Annotated in this window: 8 protein-coding genes and 2 pseudogenes; 2 read left to right on the top strand and 8 right to left on the bottom strand. The window is 70.5% G+C overall.

Annotated features, from left to right (window positions below):
• Positions 1-111: 111 nt before the first annotated feature.
• Together AC2D8W_RS18225 and AC2D8W_RS18220 are read right to left on the bottom strand one after the other, a co-directional pair.
• Positions 112-483, bottom strand: a complete 372-nt coding sequence (locus tag AC2D8W_RS18225; protein WP_484672836.1) for a DUF2147 domain-containing protein — start codon at positions 481-483, stop codon at positions 112-114.
• 66 nt (positions 484-549) lie between these two features.
• Positions 550-1,311 (bottom strand): annotated as a pseudogene (locus AC2D8W_RS18220) (sterol desaturase family protein); the annotation flags it as partial.
• A gap of 159 nt (positions 1,312-1,470) precedes the next feature.
• Here AC2D8W_RS18220 and AC2D8W_RS18215 point away from each other — a divergent pair.
• Positions 1,471-2,493, top strand: a complete 1,023-nt coding sequence (locus AC2D8W_RS18215) for a helix-turn-helix domain-containing protein (RefSeq protein ID WP_484672712.1) — start codon at positions 1,471-1,473, stop codon at positions 2,491-2,493.
• Here AC2D8W_RS18215 and AC2D8W_RS18210 read toward each other — a convergent pair.
• The 5 genes from AC2D8W_RS18210 to AC2D8W_RS18190 form a co-directional block, all read right to left on the bottom strand.
• Positions 2,490-4,190, bottom strand: coding sequence for a tetratricopeptide repeat protein (locus AC2D8W_RS18210; protein WP_484672711.1), 1,701 nt, complete (start codon positions 4,188-4,190; stop codon positions 2,490-2,492). The two genes, AC2D8W_RS18215 and AC2D8W_RS18210, sit on opposite strands and share 4 nt — an antisense overlap.
• Positions 4,191-4,306: 116 nt before the next feature.
• A complete protein-coding gene (locus AC2D8W_RS18205; RefSeq protein ID WP_484672710.1) occupies positions 4,307-5,071 on the bottom strand; it encodes an alpha/beta fold hydrolase in 765 nt (254 codons plus the stop codon).
• 113 nt (positions 5,072-5,184) lie between these two features.
• Entirely contained in the window at positions 5,185-7,014 is a 1,830-nt protein-coding gene (locus AC2D8W_RS18200; protein WP_484672709.1) for a DUF885 domain-containing protein, read from the bottom strand.
• A 35-nt stretch (positions 7,015-7,049) separates the two neighbouring features.
• Positions 7,050-8,855 carry a DUF885 domain-containing protein gene (locus tag AC2D8W_RS18195; protein ID WP_484672708.1) on the bottom strand — a complete coding sequence of 602 codons (1,806 nt, stop codon included), beginning with the start codon at positions 8,853-8,855 and terminating at the stop codon, positions 7,050-7,052.
• Positions 8,852-10,708: a DUF885 domain-containing protein gene (locus tag AC2D8W_RS18190; protein ID WP_484672707.1), complete on the bottom strand. Its 1,857-nt coding sequence runs from the start codon at positions 10,706-10,708 to the stop codon at positions 8,852-8,854. Before AC2D8W_RS18190 ends, AC2D8W_RS18195 begins: the two co-directional genes overlap by 4 nt.
• A gap of 184 nt (positions 10,709-10,892) precedes the next feature.
• Between AC2D8W_RS18190 and AC2D8W_RS18185 the strand changes: the two genes are divergently transcribed.
• The gene (locus tag AC2D8W_RS18185) at positions 10,893-12,209 is read left to right on the top strand and encodes a M20/M25/M40 family metallo-hydrolase (RefSeq protein ID WP_484672706.1); all 1,317 of its coding nucleotides are present in this window, start codon (positions 10,893-10,895) and stop codon (positions 12,207-12,209) included.
• A gap of 13 nt (positions 12,210-12,222) precedes the next feature.
• On the opposite strand, the pseudogene AC2D8W_RS18180 reads toward AC2D8W_RS18185, so the two are convergent.
• Positions 12,223-12,343, bottom strand: a pseudogene (locus tag AC2D8W_RS18180) (IS5/IS1182 family transposase); the annotation flags it as partial.

Below are 12,343 nucleotides of genomic sequence, written 5' to 3'. Positions count from 1 at the left end.
GTCTTTGTTTCAGAACGGCTTACATGTCGCCTTCTCGACATAGCCGCAGGCTCGGCGCGGGTCGGGCCGGCCGGAGCCGGGCATCGCTCTCCGGCCGGCGGCTCTCGGGCGTCAGGGCCGGGGGATCGAGGCCAGCGGTCGCCAGACCTGCTCCTGGCACAGCGGGCCGACGCACCCAGACACCCGCGCCGCCCCGGCGACGAGCCGGATCGAACCCTTGTAGACCCTGCCGTCCGCGGGATTCAGCATGGTCCCGTCCCGCCAGGCGCCGTCGCGCCAGGCGAGGCCCCGGATGATCTCGGTTCCGACCGTTCCCCGCCTGACGCGGCGCTCGTCCAGGACCCAGATAAGCCGCCCGCACAGCTTCGATGCGTCTTCCGTGCAGGGCGCGAGCCTGACGAGCCCGCCCAGCCCGGGCGTCACCCAGTCGCCCGACACGGCATGGGCCGCCTGGGCCCGGGACGTCGACGGCGCAGCGATCATCGGGACGAGGCACAGCGCCAGGATCGCGATCAACCCCGGCTTTGCGACCCGCCCCAGAGACGGCGCGCGACGCGACACCTGTGCGAACCGCGCCAGATACTCCGGGTGCTCGGTGCCCATCCAGCGGTCCCACCAGGTGAAGTACAGGCCGTAGTTCCAGCCTGCCTGGGCGTGGTGCAGGTCGTGGTGGGTGACGGTGGTCAGGAACGGGATCAGGGGCCGCCCGTCGCGGCCGGCCGGAAACAGCTCGTAGCCGCAATGGCCGATGGTGTTGCGGACGATCTGGTGCAGGACGAACAGCCCGATCACCGGCCAGGGCGTCGGCGTGGCCAGCATCCAGAGCGGGACGAAGGCGCTCTGCACCGCCGCCTCGGCCAGGTCGAAACTGTAGGCCGTGAACGGCGACGGGTTGTTGGACCGGTGATGCCGGCGGTGGAAGGTGCGGAACAGGGCCGGCCGGTGCATCAGCCGGTGCGCCCAGTAGAACCAGGCGTCATGGGCCACGATCATCAGGGCGAGCGACGCCCAGAACCACACCGGCCCCAGCCGCTCGGCGACGGCCGGTCCCCAGACGAGGCCAGCCCGGTCCAGCACGGCCAGCGAGAGGCCGACCGTCGAGAAGATGGCCACCGACCGGATGGAGACGAGGAATTCGACGATCAGCTGCCGCGCCGGCGGCCGGTCCGCCCTCAGCCTTCGGCCGGCCAGCGGTCGCGCGAGCACGATCCACAGCAGGAACCAGGTCGCGACCGCGAAGATCGCATAGCGGCTCAGGTCGCCGCCCAGCAGGAAGAGCCATCCACGGGCAAGTTCTTCGACATGGGACATTGGGTAGACCTCCGTTGAAGGCCCACCCCTGTCCCTGCCGCCCGGTCGCCGCCCGCCGTGGACGAAAATCGGCCAGTGATTTCATTTCCGGCGAAGCTTTCGCACAATCGGCGAGCCCGGGGCGTCGTTGGACTCGCCCGGGTGCGCATATAGGGGCGCATGGGCGAGCTGGCGTCGATGGAGCTGTTGGTGCGCGGCGTGGCCGTGGGCGCCCTCCTGGGCCTGGCGCTCTGCTTCGGGCGAGCCGACGCTGCGCGCTTGCGCCTGAGCGGGATCCTGTTCTGCCTGTCCGCAGCCGGGCACGTGCTGACCCAGTCGCCGACCGTACGGCTCGCGAGCGGCGCGGCCTTCCCGGCGTTCTGGGTGCTCTCGATCACCTGCGCGGGCTTCCTCTGGGCCTTCGCAACCGACCTGTTCTCGGACGAGGCGCGAACGTGGCGCCGGTTTGCGCCCGCCGCCGCAACCCTGCTGCTGGCCTTCGCGGGCCTGATGGTCCGACCGCCGCTCGCCCAGGGCATCTGGGTGATCTACTCCATCGCCGCCTGCGCGCTGATCGGACATGCGCTGTACGTCGTCGCGCAAAGCTGGCGGGACGACCTGGTGGAGAGCCGCAGAAGGCTCCGCGGTCCCGTGCTGGTCAGCGCCGCCGCCTACGGCCTGGTGGTCGTGGTGCTCGAGGCGGCCCAGATGCTCTGGCGACCGCTGCCTGAACTCGCGCCCGTCGGCGCGGCGGCGCTTCTGATGCTGAGCCTGTCGGGGATGGCGGTCTTCCTCAACGCCGACAGCAACCTCCTCCAGTCTGCGCCGCGCCCCTCGCCGACGCGTCGAAGCGCCGGGGACCGCGCTCTCCTCGCGCGCCTGACCCGGGCCATGGACGAAGAGAACGTCTGGCGCACCGAGGGCCTGACGATGTTCGACCTCGCCAAGCAGGTCGGCGCGCCCGAGCATCGGCTTCGCCGCCTCATCAACACCGAGCTCGGCTACCGAAACTTCAGCGCCTATCTGAACGAGCGCCGCATCAACGCGGCGAAGGCCGCGCTCGCCGATCCGGACCGCGCGTTCAGTCCGGTCTCGGGCGTCGCCTACGAGGTCGGCTTCGCCTCCCTCGGACCGTTCAACCGAGCCTTCAAGGCGGCGACAGGCCTCACGCCGTCCGACTGGCGCGCGCAGGCGCTGGTCTAGAGCCGCGACGTCTCGATCCGGGTGTCCGCGCGCTTCCACGCCTCCGCGAAGTCGCCCTTGGCCTTCGTGGCGTCCTTGCCCTGGGCTTCCAGGGCTTTCACCAGGCCGGCCAGGGCCCAGCCGTCGCGGCGGTAGTGGTGGAGGCTGTCCTCGTAGACCGCCTCGGCTTCGGCGGGCTTGCCGGCCTCCAGCAGGGCCGCGCCCAGAAGGTGAGCCACCGGGCGGTGCCAGTAGGCGGGCTCGGTATAGGGCAGCGCGCGTTCCATCGCCTGGGCCTTGCGGAAGTGCGCGACGGCGCCGGCGAGGTCGCCGGACTTCCGCGCGATCTCGCCGTCGACGCTGGCCAGCGCCACCGGGATCATCTGGCGGGCCGGCACATTGAAGGCCTCGTACTTGGCGAAATCGATGCTTTGCAGCGCCGCGATGCGCGCGCGGGAGGCGCGGGCGCCGGCCAGGTCGCCGGTGTTCGCCTGGGCGAAGGCGCGGGCGTAAAGCCACATGGCGGTGTCGAGCTGGAGCGCCTTGTCGGGCGCCGGCTCGGCGAGGATGTCCCGGTAGCGGCCGAAGCGCAGCAGCGTGACCACCGGGGTGAAGTTGTAGAGCTCGGCGATGGACATCTGCTTGGAGAGGTTCGGCGCATCGACCGCCTTCACCAGGCGGCGCGAGGCGTCGATGGCGGCCTGGTAGCGGCCCTCCATCTCGGCCGAGGTCCAGAGGAAGTGGATGTTGTGGCCGTAGTAGGCGGCCGGATAGAAGCCCTGCGCGCGGCAGGCGGCGATGTAGCGTTCGTCGGCCTGGGCGGCGACCTCGTTGGCCGCGGCGGCGTCGGCGTAGCGGCCGACGCGGTAGTAGATATGGCTGGGCATGTGGACGATGTGCCCCGCCCCCGGCATCAGCTTCAGCAGCCGGTCGGCCGCGGGCTCGGCGCGCTCGGGCGTGGTCGAGGCCTCGACGGCGTGGATGTAGAGGTGCAGCGCGCCGGGGTGGTTGGGGGCCTTGGCGAGCACCTTCTCCAGGGTCGCCACGATGGCCGCGCCGTGCCCCTTGGGCGTCTTGCCGTCGGCCTGCCAGTAGTCCCACGGCTGGGTGTCCATCATCGCCTCGGCCCAAAGGGTCTGGGCGTCGAGGTCGTCGGGATAGGCCGCGGCGAGCTCGCCCATGGCCTGGGCGAAGGCCTCGTTCAGCGCGGCGCGGTCGGCGGTCTTGCTCTGGGCGTACCGCTTCGAGAGCGCGGCGATCCAGGCCCGCTCGCGCGGCGTAGCCTTCGGCGCGAGGGCCTGGGCGTTCTGCAGCGCCATCCAGGCCGGGATCACCGCGTCGTCCTGCATCGGCAGGTTGATGTTGGAGCCCAGCGAGAAGGCCACGCCCCACCAGCACATGGCGCAGTTCGGATCGAGCCGGGCCGCCTCGCGGAACGACCGGATCGCCTCGGCATGGTTGAAGCCGAAGACCAGGTTGACGCCCTGGTCGAAGAACTTCTGGGCCTCCGCGTTCGCGGTGATCGGCATGTGGAAGACGCCCAGGCCTTCGAAGACCGGAGCGCCCGGCTTGTCCGCCTGGCCGCCGTAGATCGACGGCATGGGCGGCAGGCCCATGTTCATCGGCCCCATCTTCGACATGTCGTGCGGCTGGGCCGCGGCGGCCGTCGCGGTCATCAGGGCTGCGGCGGCGGCCAGGAGGACGGTCTTCGGAACCATGGGGGACACCTCGGGGCTAGGTTGGGCGGCGCAGGACGTCTGACGCCAAGCTGCGCCGCAGCCGACTCTACTCCCAATCGGTCCGCATGGATGCGTGCATCGCGGACGCCCCGCGCTCAGGGCAGCCCGTCGATGAAGCCGCGGATGGCGGCGTTGAACGCTTCCGGCCGGTCGATGTTGGCCGCATGGCCCGCGCCCTCGATCACCGCCTTCTTCGCCCCGGGGATCCGGGACGCCATGTAGTCGGAGGCGGCCAGGAACGGCGTGTCTTCCGATCCGACCACCACGATGGACGGGACCTTGATGTCGGGCAGCGAGGTTATCACGGCCGCATCGCGCTGGGTGAGCATCCCGCGCGCGGCGAGCGCCAGACCCTTGGCGCTGCGATGCTGCGCCGTGCGCCGCTCGGCCGAGCCGCCCTCCAGCACCGCGAGACCGTCGCGCTCGTAGCGATCGGCGGTCTTCAGAGAGGTGGCGTTCCAGCCGGCGCGGGCCTCGTCGTTCTTGTAGCCCGGGCCCGTGTCGATGATCAGCAAGGCGCGGACCCGCCCGGGGTGCACGCGGTGGAAGGCGAGCGACATGTAGCCGCCCAGCGAGAGCCCGCCGACGATCGCGGTCTCGGCGCCGACGGCGTCCAGCAGGGCCGCCATGTCGGCGACCGTGGCCGGCTCGGAGTAGAGGGCCGGATCGTCGGGGCTGTCGGACTGGCCGTGACCCCGCATGTCCCAGACGACGAGCTGGTGGTCGCGACTGAGCTCGGCGACCTGGCCGCGCCACATCTGCGAGGTGGCCGAATAGCCGTGGGTGAGCAGGATCGTGGGCCCCGACCCGTGGACCTCGTAGTAGAGGCTGACGCCGTCGTCGCGTTTCAGGGTCGCCATACGATCCTCCCGTCGTTGTCGTTGACGGCCATCGAAGGCGCTTTGGCCGGCGGTGTCGAGGGGCGGCGTTCGGGATCGCCCGGACAGGCCGGGCGATCCGCGCCGGACAAAGCCTAGGCCTGCGCGGCGACCCAGTCGCCCACGTGGCGCTCGAGCACCGTGAGCGGCATCGAGCCCGAGAGGAGGACGTGGTCGTGGTAGGCCTTCAGGTCGAACTTCGCACCCAGCCTGCGCTTCGCATCCTCGCGCAGCCTCGCCCAGACGGTATGGCCGACCTTGTAGCTGTTCGCCTGCCCGGGCGAGGAGAAGTAGCGCTCGACCTCGCGCTGGGCGCGGCTTTCGGTGTTCCCGATGGTGTCCACCATGTACGCCGTGGCCCGCGCGCGGCTCCACCGCTTGTAGTGGATGCCGGTGTCCGTCACGAGGCGCGCGGCCCGGAACAGCAGGCTCTGCAGATAGCCTGCCTGGCCGAGGGGGTCGCCCTCGTAGGCGCCCAGTTCGTCGGCCAGCTGCTCGGCGTAGAGCGCCCAGCCCTCGGAGAAGGCCGAGAATCCGAAGCCCGTCCGGCGCAGCAGCGGGATGCGGCCGCTCTCCTGGGCCAGCGCGACCTGCAGATGGTGGCCGGGCACCGTCTCGTGGACCGCCAGGGTCTTGAGGTTGTAGCGCGGCCAGTCGGCCGTCTCCTTGAGGTTCACGTAGAAGGCGGCCGGCCGCGAACCGTCGAGGGCCGCGGACTGGTAGTAGCCGTTGGCGGCGCCGTCCTGGATGAACACGGGCACACGGCGCACCTCAACCTTGGCTTTCGGAAGCGTGCGGAAGGCCTTGGGCAGGATGGCGTACAGGTCGGCCACGTCCTTGTTCAGGTCCGCGATCATCCGCACCCGCGCCTCGTCCGTGTCGGGATAGGCCTGCTTCGGATCGACGTTGAGGGCCGCGAGGCGCTGGGCGACCGTGCCGCGGGTGAGCCCCTGGGCCTTCAGGATGCCGTCCAGACGCGCCGAGATGTCGGCCACCTGGTCGAGGCCCAGCTGATGGACCTCCTGGGGCGTATAGTTGGTCGTGGTGGAGGCCTTCACCGCGTCGGCGTAGTAGGCGTCCCCGCCGGGCAGCGCCCAGACGCCGGTGTCGGGCTTCGCCCTGCCGCGGACCGCCTGCATCGCGGCGATCTGGCGGTCGAGCGCGGGGTAGACTTCGGTCTCGACGATCTTCTGCGCCCGCGCCGCCCAGTCGCCCGGCAGCTTGGCCGCCTGGGCCTTGCGGGCCAGGGAGGCGGTCAGGATCACCTTGTCCGCCGGCTGGTTCCGCAGCGCCCGCATCTGGCCGAGGGACAGGTCGCAGACGAAGTCGGGCGGCACGACGCCCCGAGCCACGTCCGCCCTCTGGCGGGCCACGTCATTGTCCATCGCCACGGCGAAGGCCGACAGGCGCGACAGATAGGCCTCGGCGTCCGCGGCGGTGACGACGCGGTGCTGGCTGTCGAGGAAGTCGGGCAGGTTGGCGTAGGCCCCGCCGCGCTGGCTGATCACGTAGGGGCTGAAGTTGCCGCCGACGTCGCCGAAGGCGTAGCGCTCGCCGTTCCGCAGCGCGTTCTCGTTGCTGTAGAGCACGACGTCGTAGTCGACCCGGGAGGCCGGCGAGAGCTTCGCGCGGTCGATGGCCTTGAGCTCCGAGACCCAGCGCCGCGTGCGCTCCAGGCGGCGGACCTTCCCGGCCGCGGAGTTGTCGTCGAGCTTCGCCTTCAGGTGCGCCCGCGCCCCGGTGTCCAGGCCGAGCTGGGTGGCGCGCACGGGGCTGTCGTCGACCCCCTCGTTGAACATCCGGTCCAGCTGGGCCTTGAGGCGCGCGTCCTCGCCGCCCTCCTGCGCGATCGCGGGGATCGCTGTCGCCAGGGCGGCGCCGGCGGACGTGGCGAGGAAGGCGCGGCGGTCGATGGGGTTACGCATGGGACTCTTCTCCAAAGGCTCTTGGCTTGCCGCCGTCAGGCGCGCTGGGACGCGACCCAGCGGTCGATCACGGTCTCGAGCACCGTCAGCGGCATGGCGCCGCCAAGCAGCGCGGCGGCGTGGAAACGGCGGATGTCGAAGCGCGCGCCGAGGGCGGTCTGCGCCCGGCCACGTAGCCGCAGCCAGGTGAGCTTGCCCACCATGTAGGCGCAGGCCTGGCCGGGACGGACGCAGTAGCGCTCGATCTCGGTGGCGGCGGACGAAGCGGGGCTGCCGTCGATGGACGTCATGGTGGCGATGGCCTTCTCGCGGCTCCAGCGCATGGCGTGCAGACCCGTGTCGACCACCAGTCGCGCCGCGCGGAACAGCGAGGCCTGGATCTGGCCCAGCTCGCCCAGGGGGTCGCCCTCGTAGAGGCCCATTTCCAGCGCGACCTGCTCGGCATAGAGCGCCCAGCCCTCGGCGAAGGCGGGGAAGCCGGCGATCTTGCGGATCATGGGCAGGTCCGCCTCCATCTGCAGCGAGCGCTGCAGGTGATGCCCGGGGATCGCTTCGTGGTAGGTGAGCGTCTTCAGGGTCCAGCGCGGATTCTCGGCCGAATTCCGCAGATTGATCCAGTAGATGCCGGGCCGGCTCCCATCCAGCGAAGGCCGATTGTAGTAGCCGCCCGGCGCCCCCGCCTCGATGAACTTCGGCACCCGCCGGATCTCGACGTTGGCCTTGGGGACCGCGCCGAACATGGACGGAAGACGCGGCCGGATGTCGGCGACGATGCGGTTCAGGTCAGCGATGAGCTGTTCCTTGGCCTCGTCTGTGTCGGCGTAGTGATGCCGGGGATCGGCGAACAGGGCCGCGATGCGCTCGCCGACCGTGCCCTTGGTCATCCCCTGTTTCGCCAGGATCGCCTCGGCGCGGGCGCCCAGCTCACGGGCCTGTTCCAGGCCCATCCGGTGGATCTCCTTCGGCGACAGGGTGGTCGTCGTGAAGTTTCGCAGGGCGTCGCGGTAGTAGGCCTCGCCTCCGATCAGCTTCCAGACCCCGGCGTCCGAGGTGGCCAGGTCCTTGAGCTCGGTCATCGCGGCGATCTGCCTGTCGAGGGCCGGGTAGATGTAGGCCGACACCGCACGCTCGGCGGCGGCGGCGTAGTTTCCGGCGAGGCCCTTTTCCCGCACACGCGTCGCCAGCTGGGTGACCAGCGGCGAGGCCGCGGGCGCGGCGGCGCGCAAGGCGGTCATCTGGGCGATCGTGCGCTCGCAGATGAAGTCGGGCGGGACGACGCCCAGGTTCCGGTCGCGGTGGACCCGCTGGGTCTCCTGGTCCATCACCTCGGCGAAGGCGACGAGGCGCTCGAGATAGGCGTCAGCGTCGGCCTTGGTCTCGATCGAATGCTGCGTGCCCAGGAAGTCCGGGATTTCCTGGTAGGCGCCCGTGAGCTGCGAGAGGACGTAGGGCTGCCCCGCGCCTTCGTAGCCGTAGGCGTACCGGCGGCCGGCCGCTTCGTCTCCCGACAGGGTGAAGAGGAGCGCGTCGTAGCTGGTCTGCTCGGCCGGGCTCAGCCGCTCGCGGTCGACCGTCCGCAGCAGCTTGAGGTGGGCGGCGGTCCGGTCCTTGTCGGCGTCGAGGTCCTGGACCGAGGCCCCGTTGAGCTTCGACTTGGCGGCGGCCCGATCGCCCTTGTCGAGGCCGAGAGCCGTGACGGCCTCGGGCGAGTGGTCGAGGATGTCCTCGAAAATGCGGTCGAAGACGGCGCGCGCCTTGCCGTCCTCGGCCGTTGCGGCGCCGGCGGCCGGGGCCAGGGACGCCGCCGCCGCCGCGAGCAGGAACTCGCGTCGGCGGATCACGCCTTGGTCGCGGCGATGTAGTTGTCGATTACCGTCTCGAGCGCCGTCAGCGGCATCGAGCCCGACAGCAGGATCGCGTCATGGAACTTGCGCGGGTCGTAGCGCTCGCCCAGCGCGGTCCGCGCCTTCTCGCGCAAGCGGAGGATCGTGACCTTGCCCACCATGTAGCTGCAGGCCTGGCCCGGCCAGACCGCGTAGCGCTCGATTTCCTGGGCGGCCAGCGGCTCGGGGTCGCCCTCGATGTTGCGTATCTCGGCGATCGCCTTCTCGCGGCTCCATTTCAGGCTGTGGATGCCGGTGTCGGTGACCAGCCGGGCGGACCGCAGCAGCGCATCGTGGATGTAGCCCAGCTCGTTGAGCGGCTCGCCCTTGTAGAAGCCCATTTCCTGCACGACCTGCTCGGAATAGAGCGCCCAGCCCTCGGCATAGGCGCCGAAGCCCTGCACGCGGCGCAGCATCGGCAGGTCGGCCTCACGCTGCAGGGTGATCTGCATGTGGTGGCCGGGCAGCGCCTCGTGGAAGGTCGTGGTCGGCAGGAACCAGTACGGGCTCTCGGCCGTGTCGCGCAGGTTCAGCCAGTAGATGCCGGGCCGCGACCCGTCGAGGCTGGGCCCCTCGTAGTGGGTGGACGCTCCCTGCTCTGTCGCCGCCGGGATGCGGCGGATCTCCACGCCGGCCTTCGGCAGCGTGCCGAACTGTTCCGGCAGGCGCGCGCGGAGGCGTTCCACCTCTTTGTTGAGGTCGGCGATGATCCGGGCCTTGCCCGCGTCGGTGTTCGGGTAGACGCCCTTCCTCGACCTGTAGAGCGCCTGGTAGCGCTGGCCGATGTTGCCGCGCGTGAAGCCCACCTGCCGGAACAGCACCTCGGCGCGGGCGTGCAGCTCGCGGGTCACGTCCAGCCCCATCTGATGGACCTCGGCCGGCGTCAGCTTCGTCGTCGTCTGGTTGGCCAGCGACTGGGCGTAGTAGGCCTCCCCGTCGGGCAGCCGCCACACGCCGGCGTCGCGGACGGCCTTGCGACGAAGCTCCTCCATCAGCGCGATCTGCCGGTCGAGCGCCGGGAGAACCTTGTCGGTGTAGATGGTCGTGGCCTGGGCGCCCCAGGCGCCGGATACGCCCTTGGCCGCCGCACGCTCGGCCAGCGCCGTGACCAGCGTGGACTTGTCCGGCGGCGCCCGCAGCACCTTCATCCCGCCGATGGCGCCGCGGACCGCGAAGTCGGGCGGCACGACGCCCAGCCCGACGTCATGGCGGACCCGCTCGATCTCCTGGTCCATCACCCGGGCGAACGCCTCGAGGCGCGCGAGGTAGGCCTCGCAGTCCTCCTTCGTCTCGATGCGGTGCTGGGTGGCGAGGAAATCGGGAACGTTCTGCCAGGAGCCCGTGATCTGGGAGAGCACGTAGGGCGCGCCCGCGCCCGCAGCGCCATAGGGGAAGCGCTCGGCCTCGGCGTTGGCCTGCAGTTCGAAGAGCACCGAGTCGTAGTTGATCGCGGCCATGCCCGTCAGGCGGCCGCGATTGACGGCCTTGAGCCGCCGCAACTGGTCGGCGTTGAGCTTCCGGCGCCGTTCCTTGGCTTCGAGCGAAGCGTCGCTGAGCCTGGCGGCCGCGCCGGCGAGCTTGCCCTTGTCGAGCCCCAGCGAGGTGGCGAGCTCGGGGTTTTCGGCCAGCGCCTCGTTGAAGAAGTCCGCCATCAGCTTGTTGAGGTGCTGTTCGGCCGTCGGAGGACGCGGCGGGGGCGGCGCTTTCGGCGGGGGCGGGGGAATCGGCGGGAGGTCAGACTCCGTGGTCGCGCACCCGGCGAGCGTCAGCGCGCCCGCCAGGGTCAGCAGCTGCCTGCGGCTGTGGATCAAGGTGCCCCTCCCCGAGTGTTGCCCGCCTGAATGACGGCAGGCTTAGGGCCACGCCGAACGTCGCGGCAAGCCAAGCCGTCCGGATCGAAGCATTAAATGCCGGTAATGCGAAAGGGCTTGCCGACGTCTACGGGCGCGGGCAGGTCGGAATGCCCTCGCCTCACTCCCGGACCGCAAGGATCAGATGGCTTCGTTCCCCCACCCGCGGCATGTTCTCGCCGCCGTCCTGTCCCTCACGCTCGCTGCAGGATCGGTCGCCAGCGCCCAGCCGGCGAAGGCGCGACCGACGCCGGCCGAGAAGACCGTGGGCAAGATCCGGGAGAGCCGCGGCTACCAGGCGGCCATGGCGGCGCTGGACGCCGACCATGACCGGATCGTCGCGGAGACCATCCAGCTTACCGAGATCCCGGCGCCGCCCTTCAAGGAGGAGGCTCGCGCGCGCGCCTACATGGCCATGCTGAAGGCGGCGGGCCTGAGCGACGTGGAAATGGACGCCGAGGGCAACGTCATGGGCCTGCGGCGCGGAGGCGGTCCTGCGGGCGCGCCGCTGGTGGTGATCGCGGCCCACCTGGACACGGTCTTTCCCGAAGGCACGAACGTGAAGGTGCGGCGCGAGGGCACGAAGCTGTTCGCCCCCGGGGTCGGCGACGACACCCACTCGCTCGCCGTTCTGCTGGGCTACATCCGCGCCATGGACGCCGCGAAGATCAAGACCAAGCGCGACATCCTGTTCGTGGGGAACGTGGGCGAGGAAGGCCCGGGCGACCTGCGCGGGGTCCGGCATATCTTCACCAAGGGCAAGTACAAGGACAGGATCGGCGCCTTCTTCTCGATGGACGGCACATCGGCCGACCGGATCACCTACAGCGCGGTCGGCTCGCGCCGCTATCGCGTGACCTTCAAGGGACCTGGCGGCCACAGCTACGGCGCGTTCGGCCTCGTGAACCCCATGGCCGCCATGGGCGCCACGGTGGTCGAGATGAACAGGATCCGCACGCCGGCGAATCCGAAGACCACCTACGCGACAAGCGTGGTGGGCGGCGGCACCTCGGTGAACTCGATCCCCGACGCGATCTGGCTCGAGGTCGACATGCGCTCGGAGAGCGCCGAGGAACTGTCCAAGCTGGACGGTCTGTTCAAGGGCATCGTCAAGGCGGCGGTCGACCAGGAGAACGCCGCGCGATCCACCCGCGCCGGCGCGATCTCGGTCGACCTCAAGCTCATCGGCGACCGCCCGACGGGCGAGACGCGGCCGGACGCGGAGATCGTGCAGCTCACCGCCGCGGCGGTGAAGGCGGCGGGGTTCACCCCCCTGCTCGGCGCGAGCTCGACGGACTCGAACATGCCCATCAGCCTCGGCATCCCGGCCGTCACCATCGGCTCCGGCGGCGAAGGCGGTCGCGCCCATGCGCTGGACGAATGGATCGACGTGGCCAAGCCGCACAGCCTGAAGGGGATGGGCGTCGGACTGGCGGCGCTCCTCGCCGTCGCCGGGATCTAGGACGAATCCATATTCAACGCAGCCAGAGCATGATGGCGGCGATGTGGATGAAGGCGAGGAAGTGGTCGGCGCGCCGGTCGTAGCGTGTGGCGAAGCGTCGGAAGTGCTTGAGCTTGTTGAAGCATCGCTCGACG

The sequence above is a fragment of the Phenylobacterium sp. T106 genome (assembly GCF_057219735.1).
Note: the sequence above shows the minus strand (reverse complement) of the source record. Positions and strands in the feature narration are given on the sequence as shown.

Bases quoted from the DNA above. Each gene is read 5' to 3' on its own strand.
- AC2D8W_RS18225 (WP_484672836.1), bottom strand. From the start codon at position 483: ATGATCGCTGCGCCGTCGACGTCCCGGGCCCAGGCGGCCCATGCCGTG.
- AC2D8W_RS18215 (WP_484672712.1), top strand. From the start codon at position 1,471: ATGGGCGAGCTGGCGTCGATGGAGCTGTTGGTGCGCGGCGTGGCCGTG.
- AC2D8W_RS18210 (WP_484672711.1), bottom strand. From the start codon at position 4,190: ATGGTTCCGAAGACCGTCCTCCTGGCCGCCGCCGCAGCCCTGATGACC.
- AC2D8W_RS18205 (WP_484672710.1), bottom strand. From the start codon at position 5,071: ATGGCGACCCTGAAACGCGACGACGGCGTCAGCCTCTACTACGAGGTC.
- AC2D8W_RS18200 (WP_484672709.1), bottom strand. From the start codon at position 7,014: ATGCGTAACCCCATCGACCGCCGCGCCTTCCTCGCCACGTCCGCCGGC.
- AC2D8W_RS18185 (WP_484672706.1), top strand. From the start codon at position 10,893: ATGGCTTCGTTCCCCCACCCGCGGCATGTTCTCGCCGCCGTCCTGTCC.